Here is a 24,155-nt window from a genome sequence, read left to right as displayed (position 1 = left end):
TGGTTGGTTTCTAGTTAAGTCATTGATTTAAATTTTGAGAACTACTCAATTGTGCTAACTACTCATTTTACTGGAAACACAACATTACCGCGCCCCCACTGTCCATGCGGTATGTAGTATAATCCCATCGAGCGTTTGATTCGCTCGGTGCGTCGGCTGCGGCCGACGAGGTAAAGCAGAGCTTCTTTTCCAGGGGCACGCTCTCGCCCAATCCAGCAAACGATAACCATCGCGTACAGCCGCGTGGCCTACGCCGTGCGGCTGGTGCCCGCTGTCTGGGCATCAGTCCAACGCATTTCGATGCCCAGCGCAAAGCCAGCAATATTCCCAGCGCCGAAGCAGATGCTCGGCGTGGTGCTGTGGGGCCGCCAGGACCTCGATCGTTTGTTCGACGGTGTTTCAGTCGCGAACGAAAACGACGGCTATTGGGACAAGGCATGCGGCAGCGAAAGCCTAAATTTGTAAACGAGTACGTCGATAGCCACGGCAAGCCCCGCGTCTATCTGCGACGCCCCGGGCAGGGCGCAAATCGCCTTGCCAGCGCCTTTGTACACGCCGGAATTCTGGACGGCCTATCGTGCGGCAATGAGCGCTACGAGCGGATGCCAGAGGTGCGGCGTGTCAAGGTCGGCAGCATAGCGGCGGTGGTGCGCCCCTATTACGGCTCGACTGAATTCAAGGCTTTGGCTGTGAGCACGCGCGACACCTATAGCGGCGTGCTGGACCGCTTTGTTGATAAGCACGGCGAAGGGCCGATTGCTGGCCTTCAGCCAAAACACATCAATAAGCTGATTGACGAGATGGCCGATACGCCATCCGCCGCGAGCAACTTCCGGAAGCGGCTTAAAGGTCTGATGGACTACGCGGTGTCTGCTGGCCTTCGCAGCGACAACCCGGTTGTCGTGGCGAGCCTAAAGAGTGCAACACCATCGGCCCGAAAACTGGCTTGTAGCGCTCATCGAGCATGAAGATCACGAAAGGCTCGTTGATATCCAGCCAGACGATGACTTTTCATAGATTGAGTGCCGAAACCAATTCATTCCAGCGGCCTCCGCGAATGCCATGGCATGCGCCAGTGCCAGCCGCAGCGTTCGTCATAATCGAGCAGGCCAGCGGCGACGTTGCAGCCGACGAGCGGCGGCAACTCCACACCGGGGCAATGAGTCGTCAGACCGTCGGCGATACCATCGCATCGCACACAGACCTTGAAGCTAAAATCCCGGCTGAAGTAATGACCGGGGAAGCTCACTAAGATTCCCATAGCTCTGCGCAGCCTCCTCGTTGATATAATCGAATTGTGATTGCGTCAGATCGCTGGGATCTGTGAGACCGAGAAGGCACAGATCGCCTTGGAGAGGTCGCAGATCATGACCGCGGACTCCAGGCGCGGGTGCCTAGCAGCGTGCGCTAAAAGCCCTTGTATGTCCGTGCGGACATTCCGCGCGGCCGGGTCAGAAAGGAATGTCTCGAAGGGAGCGTCGGGATGAGTAGATGACTCACCGCGAACTCCAAGCTTGCGCTAACGTCGTCTAACGCGCAAACCTAATGCTCGGATACCTGTTTCTTCGCGTTGGTTGTCAGCGATTTTCGTGCATGCCTCGCATGTTTTGTGCGAAAAGTCGCTTCGACCGCAGCTATTGCGCTAGCCGCTCGATCCAAATTGTCGCGCTACAATACAGAGTTGTGTTTTGTCCAACGGAGACAGGCAGGGACTGGCCATCGACCGAACGAAGCAAGTCAATTTAAGGTCGGCCAACGTGGATACGCGCTCGTCGTACCTGCGCTAACGCAACACATGCCAGGCTTTGCCATTGGGCACGATCGACACCAAGGAATCGGATGGGGCCCTATACGCCTCATCGCGTTTCCCGCCCGTCACAGCAGCCGTTAAACAATTATTTCAAAACACGCCAGCGCTCAAGTCGAGGCCATAGGCCGCCGCGATAAGCGAAATAACCAGGCCACTTCCGCAGACCACAAGAAGAGCCTTGAGCATTTCAAAGTGCCTTTAACCGATCGTCCTGAAAGAACGTTCTGCAAGAGCCGAAAAGGAATGTCGAGCACCTCTATTTCATAGAGTCCGGTCTCGTCTCCCTAAGGGTTTTCGCGGCGGGAAGCCGCCGCTATACGAGCGCGCCCCTGATCGTTTCGGCGTCCTTCTCGCTGACCCCTTGACCGCGAACAACGTCGTACCACGAGGCGCGCACCTGTTCGGTCACACTCAGATGACACAACACCAAGGATTTGTCGTCAATGCCCTACGTGTATCAAAGAGTGCGGTGTGCACCAATACAACCTGTGCGTTGACATGCAACGACGAGGCTGCCTAGTGTCGAGGTGAGTCTTAGGAGACCTCGTGCGACAGGCTTTGCTCATGAGCGTGCTCAATTGCCGTGTTGCTGCAATCCACTTACAGCAACTATCAAGGCCGGGCATTCGAGAACCTCTACCAACTTATCGAGGATAGGCGCATTATCCTTGGGACTGGGCTGAAGGTATTCTTCCAATATAAGTTGCGCTTCGCTAACCGCTTGCAGGGCTAGTTGCTAGTCATGGCTGCTTACTCACCAATTAGATGCGCTGAAGATGTCAGCGAAAGGAGCGATCAAGTCAGTTTTGGGGAATACCCCCGCTCTTTTTTCACTGTTTGTTTCAAATTGGCTAGGGCAGGTGTCATGGCACAGCCTCAACAGACAGCCGCGCGAAGGCGTGTCGCGAGCGGAGGGATCGCGATGACAGAGCATTTTTAGGCCACCGCTCGATTTCCTTATCCGCTCAACGCATCACGATCTCGAGCGCATCAGCGGCGCTTTGCCTCTTCCAATGGTGCGCGCGTCCACACATCCCGCTTTCCATGAATGGTTAGGACGCCCGGCGTCGCCCCGGCCTCGGCTCGGTCACTGGCTTCGGCTTCCCATGGTTCAGCCCTCGCATGATACGGATCCTGGCGAACATCGTGGCGCCGCTGAGTTCGACCGCCAGGAGCAGCGTTTACATAGCGGCTCGCAATTCCGTTCGATCGTGCTCCTTTTTCGGTAGCCGCCGGTAGCGCGCTATTTCGCGCGTGTGAAGGTGCTTGGCGGCGAGTTGATCATTGAATGCCGGCCTGAACTTGTCCCGCTGATCGAAAATATGAACATCGCCGACCAGATCGTGGCGCGGGGCCTGCCGCTACCTCCCGCTAACTTACATTGCTACATTTGCACCTTGCCTAGGCTTTTCAATCGTGACTTCAGTTCAATTCCAACATGCCGTACCTGGCTGCGCCACGATCCCGGGCCGACCGTTCTCGCTGTAGAGCGGCGCGACCTCGCAGTCGATCCAGTCCCAATCGACCTTGCCGGCGAGCTGAACCAGCTCTCGCTTCATGTTGATGATCGGATCCAGTCGCGCTCGGAACAGATCGTTCGATCCCGTCGACTTGTGCTTCTTCGGACGCATCGCTCCCTCCGGTGCACCACAGAATCATGGTCCACGGCGAAAGGGAATCCACAAACAAAATTGCAGGGTTTGACCGCCTCTATCCCCCAATCCCTGCAATCTCAAGCCGTCTCGGATCCGAAAAATTTGACTCTCGCTCAATCGCTTAGACCCTTGTTCACGGACGACTATTTCGCCGTCGCGGCGGTGCTCTTTTGGGGCGCTCTCTAGTGGCTTTTCTACTCTCTTTGGAAGTTGCCGTTCTAATCGTCGCGCTGCCTGGTCTCACCCATTTCATTCCAAATCGACGCTCTCGCAATATTTCCGGGTACTTTCAGTCTTGCGTCGGCCCGAAGTCGCTCGCCAGGAATTGCTCGTGGGTCCATTGCTTCAGCGCATCGTCGTTGAGTACCGAGTGGACCAAGGCATTCCAATTCTCACCTGCCTCTCTCCATTTCGTTTTTCGGTCCGGAAGGTTACGCAGCAACCGAAATGCGCTCGTTGCGAACTTGCTTGCCTCTTTCCCTTCAGCAGCCTCGCGGATCACGTCTTTGAACAATTGTTCGGGAAAGGTCCACCCGGCGGCTGTGAAGCGGTCGGCAAACACGTATTCGAACGAGGCGCGAAACACGACCGCGGCTAGCGCATCCTCATATTCCGTGCCTGCGCTGCGCAGGTCGAACCATTGCAGCAGTCTTCGAACGGCTGCAGCAGGCGATAATTGGCAGTCTCCGAGCGTGAGAGATACAAACATATACGCGATGTCTGACTGAAGTTCGTCGTCCAGGGACACGTACCAATGTTTGATTGATTCAATAGGAGTCATGTGACAATTGCTATGAAAACGCGAGAATACAGAATGCGCCCCCGCTCAGGAGCGCTTGATCACGTAGCGCCATGACTCTCAACCGGCCGACTGCCGGGGGCAGTTGTCCAGGAATCCCTGCTTCTCTGCTGTAAGACATCGACGATGGAGCTCGCCGCAATTCGATAGCACGTCATGGTTGGCTGCAAATAATGCGTTCTTAACAGAATAGAACTATCAAGCAACGGTGTAGGGTGCTGCCTCGTGCAAAATGAACGCATCTCGGTCAGTTGTCCTCACATTAGACGGTGAAATCATTCTTTCGATTAGTCCAAACTGCGCAACCGAGAACGACGCAACGAGCGGTCGAGAATGGCCCATAGCGCTCTGGGGCGGCGCTCGTAAAATACCGCGCCTCCGAGCAAAGGATCGGCGCCAAATGCCGCAGAGTTATCGCTTATCATCGTCTCACGGAACAAGATGCAGAAACGATTGCTATATTCGACGTGAATCGCAGCGTTGGAGCTTCTGTCGGCGCATGGCTCCTTCAGCATGCGCACAGCCATAGCTTGGAGCACCGAATTTGGTCACTCGGCTCCGGCTCTAGCTGTTCAGAGCGGCAGAGGAAATCCAAGCTCCTGATCCAGGATTCGGGGTGTGCTCGTTGTGATCACCGCGGCGAGTAGGTTCGTGGTCTCAATTTGTCGACCCGCTAGGCGTCCCGCAACTGCTGCTCTCTTGAAGGTTCTTGCATCTTTAACGCGGCGTGCAGGCGGGCCTTTTCCAGCCGTTGCCTGACCCCGCTAAGGCAACTAGCCAGCTTTGCAAAGTCCGTAATATCGAGATAACCAGAAACAAACTCATCGAGTTCTTCCTGCTGTGCCGCGATGCTCGCAAGTTGTCTGCGAGCGCTGTCGGTTAGCGACAGGTTGACGATTCGTGCATCGTTCGCGCAGCGCTTACGTCGCACAAATCGCTTATCTTCAAGCTGTTTTGAATGCCTCGTAATGAAGGCCGACTCAACCTTCATCAACTTTGCAACCACGTTGACCGGAACTCCGTCGCCCTGTTCTAAGTCGATCAACGCCATCAAGATCATCATTTGTGGTGAAGCAAGGCCCAGCGCATGCGCCTGGAAATAGCGAAGGTCGTCCAGACACACATTAATGGCTCTGATCTCCCACGTGAACCGCCTGAGTACATCCTGACTCGCGGCAGGGCTCTTCCCGAGCCGTCTTTTCGTTCCTGGCAGCTTGGACGGCATCAGATTTCAGGGAGCCTCCATCCTCAAACTATTCCGGGCGAGAGAGCGCAGTTGGCGGGGACTACACATGCGCCTACTTCGAAGCGTCGAATCTCGGGTCAACAAGCAATCCGACCAACTCGCTTCCGTGCCAACCTTCCTTGCAGACAGTCCGGTGCCGAAGCTAGCCTAGGTCCAAAGCAGCTTCACACACGCGCCCTGATAAAATCACTCAAAATACAACTTTCATTGCAGAATTCCTGCTTCGCGAAGCGCTTTTGCACGCGATTACAGCGTCAAACGCCCTGAACGTCGCGAGTCCGCTCAAAAGGCGACACTGCTCCGCCGCGTGATTGGACGGCGAGAACTTTTAGGTTCGAGAGCTGCTCACTGAATCACTAGAACAACGCGTACGCCGCAGGATCAACCTGTCGGAGCCGGCTCCAGACTTCGAAAGCAGGAGCTGGAGATCGGCAATAGCTCCTTATTCCACGATAAGTCACACCCTGGATCGAAAGACAAGTAATCGCAAGTTAGTTCTTCACCAGGTTGTACGTCACGAGCTGTGAAAATTCTGCAATGATCGTCTTGATATGTGTTTGGATGGCTGCTGTGATTCATGAAGCGAGCGTTGTCAGCATTATACTCTACGACGCCGTCGTTAACCTTGTGGTCTCTCGGATAGGCATGCTTATCAAGTAGAGCTTGAAATGTTGGAGCTAGAGCTTCGTATTGCTCGCGCGTCACCGCAATGTCAACGATAGGGTTGTGAATCCAAAGTAGCGCTCCTTTAGGCAAACGAGTCGCAGAGAAAAGTCCAATACCGCCAAACTGGTCTGGCTTCAAAATTGTCTCAACAATCAACATCGAAGAAATCTCCCAAAGTCACTAACACCGAGCAAGCTAACTGACGTGAGCTGCGAAATCTCCTGCACGAATTGGTAGGTCGTCTATCCGCGCCTTCATCACAATTTGGTGTTCCTCGGGATTGGTTTCAGCTGCATGCTCCGGATCGCCTTCCGCGGCACCGCCATCGTAGTGATGCTGGAAGGGGCTGCAGGTCGGAGGGATTCCGGGCAAAGATCCGCGCCGATCAAGGAGGCGAGTGATCGTGACCTGTGGACTCTCACCGCGGCGGTATGCCAGACTTTCTCGCGACCCTGCAAGCCGCCGACAAGGCCTTCATCAAGGCCTTCAAGAGCAGGGGCCGATTGCGTCAATGCCCATTCGTTCCTGCGCCTTGCCAGAAAGAAAGTGGAGACATGGGCAAACATTATAGCGACGAGCGGCCCCTGAGGGGGCGGCAGTCGCCTTCGATTTTACTGCACTATCACCTCGCCGCAACCAGCCCGCAACGTGATCGCGCTCTTCACAAACAAGAAGGGGCCACGGCTGGGCGGCTCAACAAGGAGCCGCTAAGCGATGGCGCCCGCAAGTTCGTTGGGGCCGGCAGCGCTTATCCGCACCGCCCTGGACCCCACTAAACTCGCAAGAGTCGCTGAAGCAAGCTATCGTCCATCAACATGTCCGCTACCTGAGCTACCCTCACGTAGCGACTGTCCCTGGTGTCTAGTTCTGTGGGTGATGGATGAGCCGAACGTCATTGGGCCCTCCCGGGCCTAAGAGGGCGGTGTAACGCTCGCCGCGAATGTCGTATTGCTTCATCGGCTGCGCTGCGTCCGGCAAGAGGCCCCAGTGGCCGAGCTTTGAGATCATCGTGATTGGGGCGGGTTGGGTCCCGTGCGAAAAGGCCTCAGGAACGGCGAATGATGCAGCGTAAATCTCGCGGGCCGCGGGCGGCGTCGTCTCAGCTCTCGCGGACGCGGGAGCTGCTTGCTCCATCGTCTGTGCAAGCAGTGTTGGCGTGGGCCGATTCGCCGGCTGTGCGCTCGGCTGCGAAACGCTTTCCGTTGGAGATGCGAAATGAATGGGTGCGCCTGACAGATTGAGTGGAGATCTGCCCCTCATCGCCGCCGCGGGCACGAACAGCGCCGTGAAGCGGTCATTATGAACTATGAACGGAGCGGGTGGGGTATCCTGGCTCAGGGGGACGCTGCTACCCTCATGCGCGCCTGACGTGCGCTGGTCGTCCTGCGACGAGTTGAAGGAACGAACGGCCGCTCCTGGATCCACGGCGTGGTCATGAGGGGCGGCTGGCTCGAGAGACGACGATAAGCCGGCGTTTCCCAGCATCGCCCACAGCAGATCCTGATCGTAGCCTTCCGCAGGAAGGATCAACGGACCGCTGGCCCGAAAGGGTAGGCCGATGTCTTGAATCAGCTCGCGAGCGGCTGAATTGCTAGGCTCGCTGGGCTGGCGCTCAATGGCATCGCCTTCCGTCTGGCTTAGTGTCCTCTGCCTCTTCGCAGGCCTCAACTGGCCGGTGTAGTCCTCACCCATCGGGGCAGCGGCGTCATCGCGTCCGGTGACTGCGTGTTCGGGATGAGAACCGTCGGCCCTCTGGTGCTCAAGTCCCAAGGCCTTGGCGAGTCTGAGGCCTTCCTCAGACAGATGTGGATAGTTGGGATCAGGAAAAACAGGACCCTTTGCGACCGCAGAGGTACCAGCTTGCGGCACTTCATCCAAGTACGGCTCAAAATCCGCTTGCTGCTGTTGCTCTTGCGGGACCGTGGCGTTGTAAGCAGCGAACTCTGGGTCGAATGGGTTGATGCTGTTAAATGGGTCCATGTCCGCCCTCGGTTCGAGTGTGTCGCTCTCGCTCTATTAGGATCAGCTGTCGACAAGCTGACGCACTCAGAGAATTCGGTGAGCTAAATGGGCCTGCCCATCGCCACACTTTGCGCTAAAAACGCGCAAGATGCCGGATTGCGCTTCAAGTGGCACGCCTTGCGGCATTTCAATTTCCTGCTGGATCGAGGTCGACCTGAACTAAAAACAGTTCAGACCTTTTGCCGGCTATAGCAGTCTTTAGGTCAAGGACCGCTACGGCCATGTGTTCAAATCGGACGACCACAATACTCGCTGGATATGATCACGGCATCGAGGTACTGGCCTACGACTACGTTGAGGCCTTCGCGGAAACCTCACGGCTTTCGCCGAGCGAACGCGCCCGCGCGATCTCTACGATGCCCCGAATCTTTGTCGAAACGCCGGTCGAGTGGACAGAGTGTTGTTTCGATCGAGCGGCCTCCCCCTTTAGGGCGCCATAAAGTAATTTCAGGCTGATCGCCTTCCTCTTCGGGCCCATGCCTATTGTGAGGCAGCGACTTATGGTGGCCGCCTCACGACGTTACGGAAGCAATCGAATTAGAGGCTTTCACCCGTTCTGTCGACGTAAGATAATCTGAAGTTCGGCCCGCGCTTTCGCAACTGCAAGCGCGTCGAGATCAGATATATTCACTCGACCTCGTGGTATTCGGCCCGGTCGAAACCCGAGCCGAACAGCGCTGCTGCGGCGTCGTAGAGCGCGACGGTATTAACGGTTGACTGCATGGCGTACTAGGCGCGCAATGCCTCGATCGCCGATGCATGGGCAATCAACTGTCGCGACGGCGTTTGGCAATCGAGCATCTCCAGCTTGGGCTCCTCGCGCCTCGTGCCGCTCTCGATGATATTCCGATCGATTGTCATTTCTCTGCCTTCGCCGTCCTGGTTGGTCCGCCAGACTCTATGCGCTCGCTACCAGCCTGCCAGTCTGCGCCGTGTTGACGGATCATTTCGCTATGGGACCGTTTAATGAAGGCGCGCTCGGCGCAAAAGCCGGCGGTGACTGAAGCGGCTACCGCTAGGCCGCAGGCAACGTAGTCATCCAGCAAACTCCAAATTATGTTACTGCCGGCGACGACGACAAAAGTGAGTGCCATGATGGTATTGCGAAATGCTTTAACCATGCTTGTTCCCCCAGCCGATCGGCGAGGGATGTTAACATTGCAACCAAGACGTTCTGCGGCGTTTGAGAGGCATGGTCCGTCGCATTTCTGCTAGATCAGCTTGTGGTCGTGCGCGATGTCGCGCGCGGCTAGACAGCACTCAGCGGTGCGCCAGTTCGCGCGGGGGAATCTACAAGGCGATCCGCGCTCATCGAACCTTTCGCCGGCTTGAAAGGCACAATGATGCCATGTAGCCGCAGGCCAGACGAACGACTCGAAAGAAGTGGCGGCGGACGAAGTCGAAAGCCGGTGACTGACACGGGATTTGATCACCCGCCACGGGGCGCGATCGGATGGCTGAGAAGTCGCCGACCTCTAGCGTCGTCACGACAGGGGAGTGGCTCGCGCCGCCCCTTCTCCAGACGGGGGTGAGATCCCGCGCGCGAACGGGATCGAGGGCTCGATCCCCGCCACATCCAGGCCGGCTGCATCGCCGGCGTGAGTGGCCGGATCCCATACGGGAATCCGGAAAGCCCGCACCGGCGAACCACAAGCGGCGCTCCCCACGCCGTGCGGCCCGCACATAGCTTGGCTTCAGCTTCGCTGAAGCCCTCACCCGGCTATCCGCCGCGCCACCAACAAGCACCTAGTATGGTCCCTAGGAGAGCCAAGCGCCGTCCTGAGGCAGTGTGCTTGGATCAAATAGCGTTGGATCGGAGCGATGAGCCTTTGGCCGACCACCAAGACCGCCGCGGTGACGGCAGGTCCCGTCGAGACTGCACACGCGTCGATGAGGAAGCTGTCCGAGCGCGGCCTCGAAATTCCGTCTCACATTTCGACCCCGATTACTGCAGTGCAAACCACGAGCAGCTTGGTCCAGTCAAGCGCCGAGACCCAGTCCCGGTTCTGGGCCGCTTACAGCGCGCTCAACTCCAGGATCAAATCGCCGGAGGAGGCGAGGGACCACTACCGCCGATTTTTTTACGTAATCCTCGCCGCCTTGCTGCTTTTGCAGCTTTACTACTCCGCGTTTTTGTCGGTGCAGAAGGGGTTGTTGGAGGTCAACAAGAGCATCGAGGCCGCTGAAGTAGCAGCCATCGTTGCTGCACCAGCAACTGCACCTGCACCGACTCCCTCCGTAGCGCCAACGCCTGCTCCAACGGGTGTCGCAACCGCCAAGAACGAAGGGCTGGTCGGCAAACGGCAGACGTATCTCCACGCTGCGGACTATCTCATGGGTATCCCACGCAAGATGGCCGGCTTTCTGGGCATCATAGGGCTCGGCTCAGGTGACAATAACAGCAGCGACAAGGCGGAGGTCGTGGCGCAAGTACAGCTGGACCTCGCCACATCGTTCGTCGGCGGGTTTCTCTTGCCGGTTTTCTACGGAATGCTTGGCGCGATCGCCTTCGTGCTTCGGCGCCTCTCCGACGAAACCTCGTTCGTCGAGGAAGCGACGGTCCTCAAACGTAAGTTTTCCTTGCGCGTCCCGATTGGCGCGCTGTCTGGCTTGGCAGCCGGCTGGCTACTGCAACCTTCGACGGGGGCCTCGGTCACCGCCTCCCTGTCGCCTTTCGCGCTCGCTTTCGTCGCCGGATACAGCGCAGACCTCGTGTTCACGGCTCTGGATCGCATCGTGGCGGCCTTCACGGGGCCGCCGTCACCTCAAACGCCACCGATTGCTACTCCGCCGGAACGGTCTCCCTCGCCAAGCGAGCCTGTCAACAACGAAGCCCGTCCCTCAAACGACGCGCCGCCGCAAGCAAATCCTGACCCGAGTGGCGATCCGTCGAGCGCAAGAGAAGTGACGATGAGTTCGAGAGCTCAAGCAAACCAAGACGCATAAAAGCCGGAGGTCATTGCCATGAAGATCGACTACGCCGAGGTCCAGTCCCTAGCGCCTCGCATGATCGACGAATACGCAGCCGCATTCCGCTCGAATGACGCGAATACCGTGCTGGAAAAATACGAAATTTCGGCAAACCAGTTGAGGTTGGCGCATTTCTTTGCTCAGATGCTGCAAGAGACCGGTGGTTTCAAGATCCAGAAGGAAAGCCTCTGGTATTCGCCTTCCCGGCTGATGCAGGTTTGGCCCCGTCGTTTTCCGACATTGGAAATTGCGCAACAATATGCGCACAACGAAGAGAAGCTCGGGGAGTACGTTTACGGACATAGGTTGGGGAACGACAGCCCGGGAGACGGTTTCAAATACCGCGGACGTGGCCTTCTGCAAATGACCGGACGGTCTGCCTATGCGAAATACGGACGGGACCTCGGCATCGATCTCGAAGCGAATCCCGAACTTGCATATCACCGGGATCATTGTTTGGAGATCGCAGCGGCCGAATGGAACGCCAGCGGCTATCACGGCAAATCCTGCAATCAACTGGCGGATGCGGATGATATTGTAGGCGTCACCTACGCGATCAACGGCGGACAGACCGGAATCGAAGACCGCCGCTTCTGGCTGCGCAAGACGAAAGGGGTTTGGTCCGATAGACCGGCTCCAGATGCTGTTCGCGAACAACTGGCCAGCCGTGCGAGTGCAAATCTCGAACTTATCGCCGACACCTCTACGGCATTCGCCGTTCAGCAAGCCGATGGGCTGGCCATGGACGCCGTGGCACCAGCTGGCTTCGGCGCCCGGGCGGCGTCCATTGCGCTCGGCGAGTGGCGGAGGTTCGGTGAGCAGACCTACGATATTCGCGGGCATGCGATCAATGTCGGGCACAAAGAGGGTGAGACGCCGTATTGGCAGTATGTCGGCGAATATTGGAAGTACGGCGTCAACAACGATACTCTAACCGGACGAGATCACAGCGTACCATGGTCCGCGGCCTTCATCTCCTGGGTGATGCGCAGAGCCGGTGCCGGCAGCCGCTTTCACTACAGCCCGCAGCATTCGATCTATATTTTCCGTGCCATCAAGGATCTGCTGCAAGGTAAGCCAGACGCTGGGTTCTACTGCTACCAGCTCCGGGAGTGGAAGCCGCAGGTGGGCGATCTCGTGTGCTGGGCTCGTCGCGACGGGATTGACTACCAACACCAGAATGGCGGCGATTATCCAGGTCACTGCGACGTCGTGATCGAGGTCGGGGCCGACCAGATAGAGATCGTCGGCGGTAACGTTGGGGACTCGGTTACGAAGCGTCCCTTGAGATTGAACGATGCGGGATTCCTGGAAGCCACCAATCAAGGGGGCGAAAACCTCTTCGGGATCATGAGATGCAGGCTCTAGACGGAAGCTTAGTTACTTGAAGAAGACGCTAAATTTAGGAGAGCAGCTGGTTGAACACCATAAGGAGGTCGACGCCTCGCCGGAAGTTGCAACCGGCAGGGCAATGCCTGGTTATGGCAGCTACGTGGCCGCGATGAAAGAGCGCGTAGAGGTGGGCTTGCCTGACGAGCCCGAACGTTCGCCCTGCCCCGAGACTTCGAAGTGAAGCTCCGCCTGTTCCCGGCGCGGCGCCTCAGGGCTTCAAAATCACGCTCCTAAATGCTTGTTCGCTTCGCGGCGCATCCTTGCATTCCCCGGCACCAACCGTGAGCGACCCATCGTCGCTGAGAACCTGAACTTCTCCGGTCCCCGGAATCTCGAACATGGCTTCCGGAAAAAGAGCGTTCATGGCGGGAGTCTCGAGCTTCTCAATGCCTTCACCGGACTCCTTGCCTGACCATCGAAACAGCACGAAGTCCTTTTTCCCGTCGTAAGGGCCCGCGACGATCAGGTAGCTACCGCCCACCTTTTCGATGCTACGTACGCCGCGACCCTTAAGGTCCAACTCGATCGGGTTCCCGAACTTGGCTTCGCCTTTTCCTTCGATTAGGTCGGTCGGGTTTTCCAACGTAACGACCAGTGCCTTGTTTTCCGGGAGTGGATTACGGAAACCAATGAGCAGCTTGTTGTTGCCGCCGTCAGCCAATCCCTCGATGTTGAACGCGCCGTTCGTCTTCGGTGGCTTCTTTGCGGCTTCGGCCAGCTTGTACTTCGCAAAGCGCGGGTCCGATGAGAGATTCTCCACCAGTTTCGAATAGGCCGCACCGATCGGCTTCAGGCCGGGCGGTGACGAGGTCGTGTCAACTGTCGTCGCAAAGAACCTCCGCCGTCGGTCTTGGACTTTTCCGTCCTTGTTCGTGCCGTGCGATGAGATCCAGTATATCGTGTCTCCGATCCGCGCTGCACCTTCAAGGTCCGATTCCTTGTCGGGCTTGGTGTCCAGGAATTTCGACAGGTCAACCTGCTTGATTGAAGACGACTGCCCTCTCTTATAGATGCGAAGCGTGTTCATTTCGTCGTCTCCGACAACGAAATGGTCCTTGTCGAGCGCAACCGCCGCAGAAGCGTCGCACATTTCCTTGTAGGTCACGATTTCCGCTTCTGCTGCCAAAACTTTGGTTGAAATCGCACTCACGGCGCAAAGGAAACCGACGAACATCAATCTCATTTTCTCTCCTTGATGGCTTGGCTGCGCTCAAAGTTTGTAGTTCAAGGCAACGAGATACTGTCTTTGCTTTATCAGCGTGTCCTTATCCAGGCCGTCAGTATAGCTGACCGAGACGGATGCCGCCCCGTCGGGCGTTATATTGAAGCCGACCTCCACTCCCCACAGCAAGGCATCGATACGGCGGTTGAATTCGCGGTGATAATTGACCGTCACATCGGCGTAAAAGCGGCCGATGAGGTCCGCAAAGACTGGTTCGGCGAATGGGTCGTAGATGCTGCGATCGGGGAACGGGGTTAGATGGAGGCGGGCCACTGCTCCGCCCCAGGTATAATCGCCTCTGGTCAGTGCCGTCGCGCCCACCACATCCACACGCTTGATGTCCGCTTCGGCCCGAAGTTGCCAGAACCAGTCGAGATATTTCGTGGCGGGTGCCCCGATCGTCCCTCCCAACCGAGCATTCGGAGCGAAAGGCTCCCACGCGGCGGTGAAACCGTATATTCGTGCCTCACCGCGAAAGTCGGTCTGCGCATACGGGCTTGCGATCACGTATTGCAGATCGAATAGAGGCCCACCGGCAATGGCAGCCTGCACATCTAAGCCGGTTTTCACAGCGCTCTTTTCGCTTTTGCTCCTGGGGGCGTTGATCGTGCCTTGCGCATCCGTCCACAACGCCACCGTCGTCCCGAACAAGGACGGAACGTTGAAGTCGCGCTTCGCGTACGTATCGTCCGGCAGACCCGTGAAACAAGGGCTCATGGGGTCATTTTGCGACAGGACGTACGACACGCGCCCGTTGACCGTCAGGGATTGAGAGCGGTCGAGATCGTCATGTGCAAAGCTGGCGGAGGCTCCCTTCGCTTTGGATCTCGGCACAAACCCCGTGACGAACGTTCCCTCCCGGTATTGATACGTGTCCAGCCTGTCGCGGCGGATGAACAGCCTTTGCTGCTCTTCGCAGCCGCCTTTCGGAGGCTTGACGTCCGCCGGAACGGCAGGAGGCGGCCGTGTCGATGCCACCTTGTCGATATCGGCGATCTTTCGGTCCTTGAAAAACAACACGTCATTCGCCACCGACCGCGATCTGGTCCCGAAGCTCGCTTCGTTTTCCAACCTAAGCGTTTCTGCTTCGGATGGGTCCAGTTTGCCGTTCAGGTTTACATCGTACTTGGCGAGCATCGGATCTTGGACGTGCAGCCGCCAAACCAATGCCTCACGCTCGTCCAATACGCCGTCTTTATTACGATCGTATTTCGCCGCGGAGAGCGTTTCAGCCGCCAGCGAAGACGACGTGAGGACGATCGCAAACGCGGTCGAGATAATGTGCTTCATGCTGAAGCCCCCTCAGCTTACTCGCCACCCGAAGTGCTCATATGTAAGGACCGCGGAGTCGATCAGATTCCCGAACGACTGAATGTCTCGTAGCCCAATGGCCACATCGGGCTTCGACGTCCACGGAAACTGCACGCCATGGAATAGAGCGCTACGCCAGGCGGGGACGTAGGTCGGGCTGATTTTGTTGATGTTGACCCATAGTACTTTGCGCCCCGTCGCGGGGTCCATGCCCTGGAAGAAAGCGTCGATCGGCGAATTTGGATCGATCGTGTGCGGACCGCGGGGATTATGGCTGTGATCGAAGTACCATTCCAAACGATGGTAGATTTCGTCGCGCGAGATGAACCCGCCGGTCATTGCCAAGAATTCTGCCTCGGGCTCCGCTGCCGCAGCGACCTTGAGCTTCTTTCCCTTCTTACCCATCGAACGTCCTCCATTGCGGAGGAAATGTTGGCCCAACGGCACCGCGAGTATACTAGGGAATACCCCGGGAGCTGCACGAAGTGTCGCATTCGTCACTTCTTTATCCCCACCTTAGGGAGTTCCCCAGTACACCGCGTCCGCCCTATTTGCTCCGATGCCCTCGCAGTGCGGAGCGCATCGAGATGATCGAAGCCTTTTCAGTAGCGACGGCGCATCACTTCCAAGACGCGTACGCATCTCAAGCTCGGCTAAGGTACGAGGTCTTCGTCAAGCGTAGAGGTCTCGATCATACTCACTGGGATGGGCTCGAATTCGACGAGTTCGATACGCCCGCGGCGATTTATTTGGTCTGGCGTGACAACAATCTGGTGGTTCGCGGGCTCGCCAGGCTGTTGCGTACGACTGGTCCCTACATGCTTCGGAAGTACTGGCCATATCTTGTAGAGAAAGGAGATCTGCCCTCATCTCCGGCCGTATTCGAGGTAACGCGCGTATGCGTCGACAAGACGGTCAACCCTAATACGCGACAGCGGATATTCCCGGAACTCCTATGCGCGATCCAGGAGTTCATGCGCATTAACGGCGGCATCGGAATGATCGGAGTTACGCGCGAGCATCTACTCGCGCACTTCCTTCGGTCCGGCATTGAGTGGTTGGGAAGGGAGCATATCATCGAGGGCGAACTCGAGAGAGCCTTCTTCGTGCCGACCGATCGCATTCGACCAGAGTGGCACTGCCAAAAGTTGGCGATAGGCGTCACCGTGTTAGGGCGGGAAAGGGCCGAATTCACGAGGCATGCGGCATGACCGAGCTCACCGTCCGCGGTAGTGAAGAGCATACCGCCCGGAACATGGCTGACGCTCTAACCTATCTCGGGCGCGTGGCAAGCGACGCGGGGTACCACTCCGTCGTTGCCGATATCCACGTGCTCCGCGACCGTTTGGCGTCGATCGCTCGCGCCGAGGAGGAGGCAAAACGCGGAAGGGCAAGTGCATGAAAGAGGCGCCGTTCTCGCATGGGAACTTCTTCTCGAGTTACGCATCGCAGGTGCGCTCGTATTGCCGGAGGGTGCCCGCTCTTCTCAGGTCCGCCAAAGGCGCCAGGATATGGGATGTGGCAGGCGTCTAGTACGTCGATCTGTTAGCGGGGTGCTGCCCCTTGTATCATGGTCATAATCACCCGCATCTGCGCTGAGCGGGAGTGGAGTATCTACTCGCTGATGGCATTGCGGTGGATTTGGATTTCCACACCGATGCTAAACTCCGCTTCATAACCGAACTTGAGAACGCGGTTCTCGCTCCCCACGGTCTACGCTACCGGATGCAATTTCCCGGCCCTACGGGCACGAACTTCGTTGAGGCTGCCATAAAGCTCGCGCGCAGGGTCACTGGTCGACGAACAATCGTTGCGTTCTCAAACGCGTTTCATGGGCGTTTCGATGCGCTCGCTACAGTGACGCGCTCGGCGCTTTGCGGGACAAGCGCAGAGGGCTTGCTAATCGGCATCCACCGATTGCCGTTCGAAGGCTACCTTGGGGCGGGCGAGAGTGACCTATTGCGGTTTCCCCACATGACATTGGACGCTTTAGGGGGCATTGATCCGGTTGCTGCGATCCCGGTCGAGACCGTGCAGCGAGAGGGCGGGCTCAACGTCGCCTCGAACGAGTGGTTGCAAACCCTGTCTAACGTCGCGAAGACTTCGGCGCTCTCCTCATCGTCGACGACATCTTGGCGGGCTGCGGCGAACCGGGCAATTCTTCAGCTTCGAGCGGGCGAGCATAGTTCCGGATACTGTCTGTCTGGCGAAGTTGATCAGTGGATACGGGCTACCGATGTCGCTGATGTTGATGAAACCGGAGCACGACGTTTGGAACACCGGCGAGCACAACGGCACGTTCAGAGGAAATTCGCTCGTGTTCGTGACCGCAGCGGCAGCTCTGGACCTTTGGACTCAGGGTTTTGGGCAGCAGATCGATCAAACCGCAGCTATTCTTGAAAGATGGTGCCAGGCGGCCGCCGACCGGTATTTGGGTCGAGTATAAGGGGGCGATATGATGCGTGGCCTGAGCTTTAGCGATCCGGCCGCTGCAAACCGGGGACCTCGCAGTGAGCCGCCGCATCATAGTCGAGTGCTGCGGCCCGAGAGACGAGGTCCTGATGGTCATGGCGCCTCTCAACATCCCGGCCGAGCTGTTCAAGAGCGCATTGGCTCGGTTGGGCGAAGTGGTCGACGAAACCATAACAGCCCATGGTCATGCGCCGTCTCTACAACTGGATGATGCCGCTCTTGATCCCCATGATTACGGCGGTGATTCGATTACTCGCCCCGAGCTTTTTCATCGTGTTGCCGACGTGGAATTCGACCGTCTTCTGTGAGATACTGAGGATCTCTCCAATCTCCCAGTTCGTCTTGCCTTCCTTACACCACTTTAGACACTCGACTTCTTGAGCGGTCAGCCCGGCGTCCAGGCTGCGCCTTCCGTCGGCCAACTCGCAGTACTTCAGCCAGTACTGCACACAGACCATGTAGACGAAGCCTGTTTTCTCGTCGGCAGGGGCGCCCTTCTCGCGGAAACTGAGGCTGATGAGGTCCGTCTCGCGGGCCGGGCCTCGCATCGGTATGGTGATCCCGGAATGTACACCCAGTTCGCGGCAAGACTCGAAGAAGTCCCGGTCGGTTCGCGAAATCTGTTTGGGATCGCAGGTGTCCGACCATCGAAAACTCCCCCGCGCATAATGGATCTTCTGCACCACGGGGTCGATCCTATCCCATTGCATGGCTTTGTAGTTGTCGAGATAACCAGGTGGAAACTCGCTCCACGGAATGGAAATCAGGCGCTTGTTTTGAGCCCGTGCGAAAACCGCGTTCTCATAACCGACGGCCCGCATGACAGGCAGGAATAGGTTCTTCAGCTCGGCTTCGCTGTTCGCCTGCTGAGTCCGTTCTATGAAGTCTTCGACAGTCGTGATCATGGCGCCCCCCATCTCCAACGACACCTATCCAGCGTGGACCAGAAACTCCTTCATTCGCTCGTTGAACGTCGTCGGAACCTGCCAATGAGGTGCGTGCCCGGCGTCGATCAAGACTGGCTTCTTCGTCCAGAGGTTGCGGTACTTGAGCTTGGATAGGTAATTGAGATTCACAAAAGGGTCTTGGACACCCTGAACGATTGCGATCGGGCGCTCATCGGTCTCGACGGTATCGACCTCGTCGACGCCGACCCCAGCCATGCCATTCTGGACCATCCACTTCCGGGCGTTGCCATCGGTGCGCAGCGCGGCAGCCAGATGCTGGTCCGAAGCACGCGGGCAGCCCATCATCGCACGGACGTATCTGCGGCAATCGTCGTCGGAAAAGTGGCGTCGGCCAGCAAGTGCGGTTGATGGCGTCCATCGAAATCCGGCACTGATGCCGGCAGGATCGAGCCTCACGGGCGGAGTTCCGGTGAGCAGAAGAGAACGAACCTCGCGATATCGGGCCAGCATCTCCAGGCCGATATGGCCACCCAATGACCACCCGACGATGTGATAAGTCTTGAACCCGAGCTCGCCCATCAGCTCATGCAGGATGCGCGCGTACCCTGGAAAGCTATACGTGGATCGGGGGGTATTCGACCATGCCGATCGTCCGTGGCCGGGAAGGTCAGGGGCGACGACGCCGAGACCCATCCGCGTCAATGTGCCGAACTGGGCATAAAATGCAGAACTTGACGACGAATTGCCGTGGACAAGAAGCACGCCCACGCGCGCCGGCGATCCAGTAAGGACGCTCAAACGGTGGGCTCTAATTGTGCGCTCACGCAAACGAATATTGTGAGCCAAGGAACGACGCTCGGCCATCAGAAAAGCTCAAGTACCGACGCAACCAGTATGACTCGCACGGAAATATTACCCGTATTAAGCCATCAACAACCTGCGCGGTCAATATGTTATGAGGTGTTCCCGAATGGGCTAGAGGGCATACGGACGTCCGGCACTCTGTGGGCGGGCGGTAGCGGTCGGCGGGACGAGCTTGCAGCGCGAAAGCATCGCAGTCGATCCGCTGCATGATGGAAGATGCCGCTGTCGGCTCAACGGGGCGCCCGAACAGGTAGCCTTGTCCAACGTCGCACCCCGTCGCAGCGAGGACTACGGCCTGTTCGGAGGTTTCGATTCCCAGCTACCACTGCCATTCTGAGGTCGCTTCCGAACTCGACGATTGCCCTCGCCCATCAGAAGCTCTCGGTGAAAATGACCCGGCCGTTTGCGACATAATCGACATTGGCGAGCGAGCCGTTCTTGCCCAGCCTCAGTATCGCAAACCCGTGTTCGTAGACGCCTTGCTCCACCTTGAGCTTCGTTCCTTCGATCAGCAACGGCGGATCGACGCCTTCCTCCAGCAATTGATACGGGTTCTCACCCTCGAAGATGGGCACGGCACCGTGTCCGATGCATCTGCCACGTTCGAGGTCCAAGTGGGGCTGATAGATGCACAAATTATGCTCATGGCCCCAAAACCAGGCTGAGATGCTGCGACCTGTCGACTTCAGGCGTTTGAACAGCGACAGCAGGTTTGGATTGTGGGTCGTAAGACGGCCATCCGCGGCAGGCTTTCCTATCTTCGAGAATGCAGAGAACAACTGGTGGTGGGATAACAGAATCGACTTACCATCAAATTCAGCCACGCGTGCTTCTAGCCAGGCTTGCTCCTCCTTCTCGACGAACGTAAGTGCATCTCCTACCGAAAGAGGGCTGTAGTCGTGCAGTCCGGTGTCCATCGCAAGCAATTGCCATTGAGCATCCGACGACCTCAAGCAGAAAAAACTACTGATTTGCGATTGACGTCCTCGATTAAGTCTTCTGATCAAATCGTAGTAGGCGATTCCTCCGCTGTACATGTCGTGGTTGCCCGCCAAGGTGAAGACCGGAAGTGGATTGTTCTTCCGATCGAACACATCCTCGATTACGTCGTCGAAATTGACCGCGCATTCGGCCTCCGTGCCCGAGTAGTAGATATCGCCCAGATGAACGAGGATATCCGGAGAGAACGCCCTGATCGACTCCAGAGTCTTGCGTGCCGTCTTGGTCCCCGCGGCCCAGTCGCCGAATAGCGCGATGGTGGCGCCAGTCTTGATCTCAATCGGACGAGAGGCCTCTGTGGGCTTGAGGTATGGAATCTGGCGTCGTGTGCCATCCCAACCAAAATATTCACTGTATTCGCGAAGTGTCCGACCCCACTTCGGATCGCATGTGCTGACTTCCATCTGTTCAGCTAGCAAGGCTGCGCCAGCTTCGTCTCCCGTAACTAAGGCTTCAAGATAGCGTAGACCAAGCGCACTGCAGACTCTGGCGATATCGCCAAATCCCTCTTCGATCACGTCTGAGTGGGGCTCGACCGTTTGCTGCACTCGTTGCGCTGCAACCGCGGCCGCTGCCATCGCAAAACTTTGCCCCTCCCCAAGGCCCTCCTCGACGACGTCGGTTTGAGTCGTCCGCTCGTATTGAGCAGCGGCAGATTGGAAAATCGACAGAAAATGGTCGCGGAAGGTCGGCATCTGATCCGTCACGAGATCTCTCCATCGTTGATCGTTCAAGCGGCAGTTTCTGCCAGTGGCACGGGCCGGACACCCGGTAATCTCCCTAGGTGACAGTCGAGTCGTTTGACCGCTTTGTCATCGGGTTCTACCTCGAAGTGATTTCCAGAAGATGTCGACTAATCAGAGCTACGGCGACGATATCCTGCAGGACGCCCAGTCGGGCTGGAAACCGCTAGTCCTTACCGTGTCGAGCGCCGCTCAGAAAAGCAGTTGGCAAGACGCCATTCACCGGGTCCTGAAGCCGCATTTCGTCTGCAGGGGTTTTCCGTACAAGAACCTTGGCGGCCGACTTTGGCGTCCGAACATCATCATCGATCTCCGGTGCTGTCTAGCGGCCTTTGCATTAATAGTCTCCAGCTTCTTGGTCGAATGGCCGCTTTACGTCGTCACAGCTACGCTGGCCGTCGCGGCAGCGGCTCTCGGAGTGCAGCTCGCCCGCCGTTATCGTGCCGCATGCGCGAACGTGATGGCCGTCTGGATGACGGATCAAGGAGACGTTCAGCCACACATCGTTGCCAACGGTTTCGGGTCGTATCTGGTCGGAGCGGCGCTGAGCGATCCGCGTGGAGTTAAAGTACGAAACACCATCATGAGAAGCGCGCCGCTACCTCGGCAATATCCATGGCTCCAAATCTTGCGACGGGCCCGGGACATAAATGTGCGAAGCGAAATAGTCCGAGCGAATCTTCTTACCCGGTTGTTCCGGCTGCTGCCGCTGTTTTGCGAGGACATGGGCGACGCCGGAAGTCACGGATTTAATCACGGAGACGCCGTCCATACGGCCGGGTCGGATGGATATTGCGAACAATGCCGACTGAAGGCATTCGCGCCCATACACAACGTGACGCTGGATCTGATCGATGGCCGCGAATCCGAAGCCAGGCTATATATCCAAGGCTATTGGCTTCCGTTTCTTTGGAATATTCCGATTTACGAGTACCAAATCCTCCTGGGCCATGGGCAGCGTATTCTGGAGCTACTCAGGGCCGGCCGCTTTTCGGAAGCTGACGAAGCGGCCGGAGCGGTGCTCGATCGGGAATTCGACTGGACGGACGAGCGACCTTTGCGACAGTGGATCAAGACGATGGTGAACAACTACCTCGGCTTCGGGGGGCAAATGGCGCTAGCCGACGACGTTGTCCATTTCGTGAGCGACAGGTTTCTTCCGAACATCGCAATTGCCCACGAGGAATCACTCAAGTCGGACGAACAGAACGAAAAGGTGATACAGTCTCTCAATCCACATTTGGCGATGGCTCGTCTGGTCGAAACAGCTGTCCGCCAGCAATGGACGAGGCGATGAACGATCAAGTGTTGGACCGGGCGCTTGCAGTTTTGTCTTCGGACCCGAAGGACCAAGACGCTTGGAGAAAGCTCTTCCGGGCGCTGTGGCCGTTCGTCATTGCAGTGGTCTGGCGTCGACTCCGGGATCGCACTCTAGCCGAAGACGCCGCCCAGGAGGTGTTTCTGCGCCTCGTACGGACCAGCCCGTTCCCGGAGATTTCCAATGCTGCGCAGCTACGAGCATACGTTTGGAGGGTGGCGATAAACGTCTCTACGGACCTGCTGCAACGGCGGCGGCGTTTGATGCGAAGCGACAGAGCGCTCAGCGATCTCCACGAGCCTAATCTAGCTTCGGATACGCCAAGCGAAGAACGGATCATCTTCGGAGAGGCGGTTGCGCTGACGAAAGACGCCTTGGGTCCGGAGGAAAGCGAATTATTGCTGCATTTCGTCCAGGGACGTACTATTGCCGAGACGGCATTGGCGCTCGGCCAAACATACTCAAATACCGCAGTGCAGCTGCACCGTCTTCGGCGAAAGCTAGCTAAGCTCTTGTTATTACACTAGAAATAATTTTTCGATCTGGCCTGTAAAAATTCACGTCGAGAAGCGGTCTATTTATGAACCCGCAACTTTGAGTAATTCCGATGGTTGACAGAAGTTTTGCATCGTCTCTGACCGCGCCGCGACATTCTATCGTAGCTCCCTCTGGCCTGGAAGTGCGCCTTCGGCGGCGCGCTGACGAGCTCGGCATGTCGGTCTCCCAGATGCTCGAGCACGACGCTCTCGCCGCGTCGAGAACCAACTATCCGACGCCCGAGTGCCTAGACCCTCTCGAAATCGCGCAGATCTTCTCCGACGATCTTTCTCCGGCGAAGCAGGAGCATCTGTCGAAATGCCCGATGTGCAGCGCCCTGGCGGAAGCGGCGAATCCTCCGGAGGCATGGTTTAAGGAGGTGCTCAAGACTGAAGCAGCCGCGGCTTCAGAACCGAAGCGTGCGGCCGCCTCATCGACCGCGAACCGCTTTTTCCTGGCAGTCTCCTACGGCGGTGCCGGCGTGGTGGCGAGCATCGTCGCATTCGTCTTGTATCAGTATGCCTTCAATGATGCCATTTTGTCTGCTTTGGTCCGAAATGGCGCCCTGCGGATTTTCGCCCAATTGGCCTTGTGCAGCGCGGCGCTTTGCGCCGTGGCGTTCGTTTCCTCCCGCTACATCGTTTCTCCCACGGTTCGTCCTGGTGGAGCGATGGCGATCGTGGTTGTGTTTGCCGCAGGACTTACGATTCTTATCGCACGCGACTACGCCACTTTTTCCGATCAGTACGAGGATATGACGGCGACACAAGCGTCGCTTGTCAAGCAGATTGCCGCAAGCGCTCGTCTCCCGCTTCCTGCCCAATTGACCGAGGAGGCCCCTGGTGCCTTGCCTGGCTGGGTCATTGTAAAGAAAGATCACAATTCGGAGTTCTCGGTTCTCTGGAACAAAGTCGCCGTGGCCGCCGACTCTCATGCAATGCCGATCGCCAAGATTTACGAGGGGCGGGTACAGCGTGTTAACAATGTTCTAGAAGTCAGTACGAAGTCGAACGGTAGTATGAAGATCTCGGCGCGCGCGATGGATGCGTCCATAAAGGTCGGGGACCAAGTCATGGCGCTAGTCCCGAACAATTCGTCCAATGTGTCGCAGATATCGGCCGTGCCGGCAGCTAAGTAAGGTGCGAGACTGAGTTTGATCCCGATGAATGCGGGCCGTCGTTTACTGCGCCGGCAAAGGCCTTCCTTTCAGAAGTAGTAATT

24 protein-coding genes and 2 pseudogenes are annotated in these 24,155 nt (G+C 57.4%); 12 read left to right on the top strand and 14 right to left on the bottom strand.

Translation table 11 applies throughout. The annotated features are described in order from the left end of the window. Positions 1-243 precede the first annotated feature (243 nt). Together GGD66_RS12115 and GGD66_RS12110 are read left to right on the top strand one after the other, a co-directional pair. Positions 244-465: a hypothetical protein gene (locus GGD66_RS12115; RefSeq protein ID WP_183257876.1), complete on the top strand. Its 222-nt coding sequence runs from the start codon at positions 244-246 to the stop codon at positions 463-465. After that, the gene (locus GGD66_RS12110; protein WP_183257875.1) at positions 438-968 is read left to right on the top strand and encodes a hypothetical protein; all 531 of its coding nucleotides are present in this window, start codon (positions 438-440) and stop codon (positions 966-968) included. Before GGD66_RS12115 ends, GGD66_RS12110 begins: the two co-directional genes overlap by 28 nt. A gap of 68 nt (positions 969-1,036) precedes the next feature. On the opposite strand, the gene GGD66_RS12105 is transcribed toward GGD66_RS12110, so the two are convergent. From GGD66_RS12105 to GGD66_RS12075, 8 genes and pseudogenes are all read right to left on the bottom strand, one after another. Further along, positions 1,037-1,249, bottom strand: a complete 213-nt coding sequence (locus GGD66_RS12105) for a hypothetical protein (protein WP_183257874.1) — start codon at positions 1,247-1,249, stop codon at positions 1,037-1,039. Positions 1,250-3,270: 2,021 nt separating this feature from the next. Further along, a pseudogene (locus GGD66_RS12100) lies at positions 3,271-3,441 on the bottom strand (IS5/IS1182 family transposase); the annotation flags it as partial. 313 nt (positions 3,442-3,754) lie between these two features. Further along, positions 3,755-4,246, bottom strand: coding sequence for a hypothetical protein (locus GGD66_RS12095; protein ID WP_183257873.1), 492 nt, complete (start codon positions 4,244-4,246; stop codon positions 3,755-3,757). A gap of 691 nt (positions 4,247-4,937) precedes the next feature. After that, positions 4,938-5,489: a MarR family transcriptional regulator gene (locus GGD66_RS12090; protein ID WP_183257872.1), complete on the bottom strand. Its 552-nt coding sequence runs from the start codon at positions 5,487-5,489 to the stop codon at positions 4,938-4,940. A gap of 402 nt (positions 5,490-5,891) precedes the next feature. Then, positions 5,892-6,335 carry an SET domain-containing protein gene (locus GGD66_RS12085; protein WP_183247681.1) on the bottom strand — a complete coding sequence of 148 codons (444 nt, stop codon included), beginning with the start codon at positions 6,333-6,335 and terminating at the stop codon, positions 5,892-5,894. Between the two features lie 702 nt (positions 6,336-7,037). Further along, entirely contained in the window at positions 7,038-8,156 is a 1,119-nt protein-coding gene (locus GGD66_RS12080; protein WP_183257871.1) for a hypothetical protein, read from the bottom strand. Between the two features lie 771 nt (positions 8,157-8,927). After that, entirely contained in the window at positions 8,928-9,059 is a 132-nt protein-coding gene (locus tag GGD66_RS42025; protein WP_283814473.1) for a hypothetical protein, read from the bottom strand. Continuing rightward, positions 9,056-9,319 (bottom strand): hypothetical protein, encoded by a 264-nt coding sequence (locus GGD66_RS12075; RefSeq protein ID WP_183257870.1) that lies wholly within the window; start codon positions 9,317-9,319, stop codon positions 9,056-9,058. The genes GGD66_RS42025 and GGD66_RS12075 overlap by 4 nt, the downstream gene beginning before the upstream one ends. A gap of 700 nt (positions 9,320-10,019) precedes the next feature. On the opposite strand from GGD66_RS12075, the gene GGD66_RS12070 reads away from it, so the two are divergent. The 3 genes from GGD66_RS12070 to GGD66_RS12060 are packed head-to-tail and all read left to right on the top strand — an operon-like array spanning position 10,020 to position 12,741. Further along, on the top strand, positions 10,020-11,144 hold the full coding sequence (locus GGD66_RS12070) for a hypothetical protein (protein ID WP_183257869.1): 1,125 nt from the start codon (positions 10,020-10,022) through the stop codon (positions 11,142-11,144). 18 nt (positions 11,145-11,162) lie between these two features. After that, the gene (locus tag GGD66_RS12065; protein ID WP_183257868.1) at positions 11,163-12,536 is read left to right on the top strand and encodes a DUF2272 domain-containing protein; all 1,374 of its coding nucleotides are present in this window, start codon (positions 11,163-11,165) and stop codon (positions 12,534-12,536) included. A 16-nt stretch (positions 12,537-12,552) separates the two neighbouring features. Then, positions 12,553-12,741 carry a hypothetical protein gene (locus GGD66_RS12060; RefSeq protein WP_183257867.1) on the top strand — a complete coding sequence of 63 codons (189 nt, stop codon included), beginning with the start codon at positions 12,553-12,555 and terminating at the stop codon, positions 12,739-12,741. A 27-nt stretch (positions 12,742-12,768) separates the two neighbouring features. Here GGD66_RS12060 and GGD66_RS12055 read toward each other — a convergent pair whose 3' ends face one another. From GGD66_RS12055 to GGD66_RS12045, 3 genes are read right to left on the bottom strand one after another with little or no spacing between them, the layout of a single operon-like run. After that, on the bottom strand, positions 12,769-13,743 hold the full coding sequence (locus GGD66_RS12055; protein WP_183257866.1) for a DUF3616 domain-containing protein: 975 nt from the start codon (positions 13,741-13,743) through the stop codon (positions 12,769-12,771). 27 nt (positions 13,744-13,770) lie between these two features. Then, a complete protein-coding gene (locus GGD66_RS12050) occupies positions 13,771-15,072 on the bottom strand; it encodes a hypothetical protein (protein ID WP_183257865.1) in 1,302 nt (433 codons plus the stop codon). A gap of 12 nt (positions 15,073-15,084) precedes the next feature. After that, on the bottom strand, positions 15,085-15,498 hold the full coding sequence (locus GGD66_RS12045; RefSeq protein WP_183257864.1) for a hypothetical protein: 414 nt from the start codon (positions 15,496-15,498) through the stop codon (positions 15,085-15,087). Between the two features lie 182 nt (positions 15,499-15,680). Here GGD66_RS12045 and GGD66_RS12040 point away from each other — a divergent pair, with 182 nt between their 5' ends. The 4 genes and pseudogenes from GGD66_RS12040 (at position 15,681) to GGD66_RS42020 (ending at position 17,539) form a co-directional block, all read left to right on the top strand. Further along, entirely contained in the window at positions 15,681-16,304 is a 624-nt protein-coding gene (locus tag GGD66_RS12040; RefSeq protein ID WP_183257863.1) for an acyl-homoserine-lactone synthase, read from the top strand. Then, positions 16,301-16,495 carry a hypothetical protein gene (locus tag GGD66_RS12035; RefSeq protein WP_183257862.1) on the top strand — a complete coding sequence of 65 codons (195 nt, stop codon included), beginning with the start codon at positions 16,301-16,303 and terminating at the stop codon, positions 16,493-16,495. Before GGD66_RS12040 ends, GGD66_RS12035 begins: the two co-directional genes overlap by 4 nt. Before the next feature lie 323 nt (positions 16,496-16,818). Then, positions 16,819-17,184, top strand: a pseudogene (locus tag GGD66_RS42405) (aminotransferase class III-fold pyridoxal phosphate-dependent enzyme); the annotation flags it as partial. Then, positions 17,093-17,539, top strand: coding sequence for an aminotransferase class III-fold pyridoxal phosphate-dependent enzyme (locus tag GGD66_RS42020; protein WP_312014112.1), 447 nt, complete (start codon positions 17,093-17,095; stop codon positions 17,537-17,539). The pseudogene GGD66_RS42405 and the gene GGD66_RS42020, both read left to right, overlap by 92 nt. 223 nt (positions 17,540-17,762) lie before the next feature. Here the strand turns inward: GGD66_RS42020 and GGD66_RS12025 are convergent, their stop codons facing one another. The 3 genes from GGD66_RS12025 to GGD66_RS12015 form a co-directional block, all read right to left on the bottom strand. Further along, complete coding sequence (locus GGD66_RS12025) at positions 17,763-18,470, bottom strand: LuxR family transcriptional regulator (RefSeq protein ID WP_183257860.1); 708 nt, start codon at positions 18,468-18,470, stop codon at positions 17,763-17,765. Positions 18,471-18,494: 24 nt separating this feature from the next. After that, entirely contained in the window at positions 18,495-19,337 is an 843-nt protein-coding gene (locus GGD66_RS12020; protein ID WP_183257859.1) for an alpha/beta fold hydrolase, read from the bottom strand. A 371-nt stretch (positions 19,338-19,708) separates the two neighbouring features. Next, on the bottom strand, positions 19,709-21,043 hold the full coding sequence (locus GGD66_RS12015; RefSeq protein WP_183257858.1) for a metallophosphoesterase: 1,335 nt from the start codon (positions 21,041-21,043) through the stop codon (positions 19,709-19,711). Between the two features lie 139 nt (positions 21,044-21,182). Between GGD66_RS12015 and GGD66_RS12010 the strand changes: the two genes are divergently transcribed. The 3 genes from GGD66_RS12010 to GGD66_RS12000 all read left to right on the top strand — a co-directional run bounded on the left by GGD66_RS12010 (position 21,183) and on the right by GGD66_RS12000 (position 24,072). Beyond that, positions 21,183-22,376 (top strand): hypothetical protein, encoded by a 1,194-nt coding sequence (locus GGD66_RS12010; RefSeq protein WP_183257857.1) that lies wholly within the window; start codon positions 21,183-21,185, stop codon positions 22,374-22,376. After that, positions 22,373-22,924, top strand: coding sequence for an RNA polymerase sigma factor (locus GGD66_RS12005; RefSeq protein ID WP_183257856.1), 552 nt, complete (start codon positions 22,373-22,375; stop codon positions 22,922-22,924). Before GGD66_RS12010 ends, GGD66_RS12005 begins: the two co-directional genes overlap by 4 nt. Before the next feature lie 185 nt (positions 22,925-23,109). Then, the gene (locus GGD66_RS12000; protein WP_183257855.1) at positions 23,110-24,072 is read left to right on the top strand and encodes a hypothetical protein; all 963 of its coding nucleotides are present in this window, start codon (positions 23,110-23,112) and stop codon (positions 24,070-24,072) included. Positions 24,073-24,155: the final 83 nt, after the last annotated feature.

This window comes from Bradyrhizobium sp. CIR48 (assembly GCF_014198315.1).
Lineage (GTDB): Bacteria > Pseudomonadota > Alphaproteobacteria > Rhizobiales > Xanthobacteraceae > Bradyrhizobium.
Note: the sequence above shows the minus strand (reverse complement) of the source record. Positions and strands in the feature narration are given on the sequence as shown.

What these genes read in the sequence shown, in the direction of transcription:
- GGD66_RS12050 (WP_183257865.1), bottom strand. Translation starts at nt 15,072, where the DNA reads ATGAAGCACATTATCTCGACCGCGTTTGCGATCGTCCTCACGTCGTCT.
- GGD66_RS12055 (WP_183257866.1), bottom strand. Translation starts at nt 13,743, where the DNA reads ATGAGATTGATGTTCGTCGGTTTCCTTTGCGCCGTGAGTGCGATTTCA.
- GGD66_RS12070 (WP_183257869.1), top strand. Translation starts at nt 10,020, where the DNA reads ATGAGCCTTTGGCCGACCACCAAGACCGCCGCGGTGACGGCAGGTCCC.
- GGD66_RS12000 (WP_183257855.1), top strand. Translation starts at nt 23,110, where the DNA reads ATGTCGGTCTCCCAGATGCTCGAGCACGACGCTCTCGCCGCGTCGAGA.
- GGD66_RS12045 (WP_183257864.1), bottom strand. Translation starts at nt 15,498, where the DNA reads ATGGGTAAGAAGGGAAAGAAGCTCAAGGTCGCTGCGGCAGCGGAGCCC.
- GGD66_RS12005 (WP_183257856.1), top strand. Translation starts at nt 22,373, where the DNA reads ATGAACGATCAAGTGTTGGACCGGGCGCTTGCAGTTTTGTCTTCGGAC.
- GGD66_RS12010 (WP_183257857.1), top strand. Translation starts at nt 21,183, where the DNA reads ATGTCGACTAATCAGAGCTACGGCGACGATATCCTGCAGGACGCCCAG.
- GGD66_RS12080 (WP_183257871.1), bottom strand. Translation starts at nt 8,156, where the DNA reads ATGGACCCATTTAACAGCATCAACCCATTCGACCCAGAGTTCGCTGCT.
- GGD66_RS12075 (WP_183257870.1), bottom strand. Translation starts at nt 9,319, where the DNA reads ATGGTTAAAGCATTTCGCAATACCATCATGGCACTCACTTTTGTCGTC.
- GGD66_RS12025 (WP_183257860.1), bottom strand. Translation starts at nt 18,470, where the DNA reads ATGATCACGACTGTCGAAGACTTCATAGAACGGACTCAGCAGGCGAAC.
- GGD66_RS12020 (WP_183257859.1), bottom strand. Translation starts at nt 19,337, where the DNA reads ATGGCCGAGCGTCGTTCCTTGGCTCACAATATTCGTTTGCGTGAGCGC.
- GGD66_RS12110 (WP_183257875.1), top strand. Translation starts at nt 438, where the DNA reads ATGCGGCAGCGAAAGCCTAAATTTGTAAACGAGTACGTCGATAGCCAC.
- GGD66_RS12065 (WP_183257868.1), top strand. Translation starts at nt 11,163, where the DNA reads ATGAAGATCGACTACGCCGAGGTCCAGTCCCTAGCGCCTCGCATGATC.
- GGD66_RS12085 (WP_183247681.1), bottom strand. Translation starts at nt 6,335, where the DNA reads ATGTTGATTGTTGAGACAATTTTGAAGCCAGACCAGTTTGGCGGTATT.
- GGD66_RS42025 (WP_283814473.1), bottom strand. Translation starts at nt 9,059, where the DNA reads ATGACAATCGATCGGAATATCATCGAGAGCGGCACGAGGCGCGAGGAG.
- GGD66_RS12035 (WP_183257862.1), top strand. Translation starts at nt 16,301, where the DNA reads ATGACCGAGCTCACCGTCCGCGGTAGTGAAGAGCATACCGCCCGGAAC.
- GGD66_RS12095 (WP_183257873.1), bottom strand. Translation starts at nt 4,246, where the DNA reads ATGACTCCTATTGAATCAATCAAACATTGGTACGTGTCCCTGGACGAC.
- GGD66_RS12040 (WP_183257863.1), top strand. Translation starts at nt 15,681, where the DNA reads ATGATCGAAGCCTTTTCAGTAGCGACGGCGCATCACTTCCAAGACGCG.
- GGD66_RS12090 (WP_183257872.1), bottom strand. Translation starts at nt 5,489, where the DNA reads ATGCCGTCCAAGCTGCCAGGAACGAAAAGACGGCTCGGGAAGAGCCCT.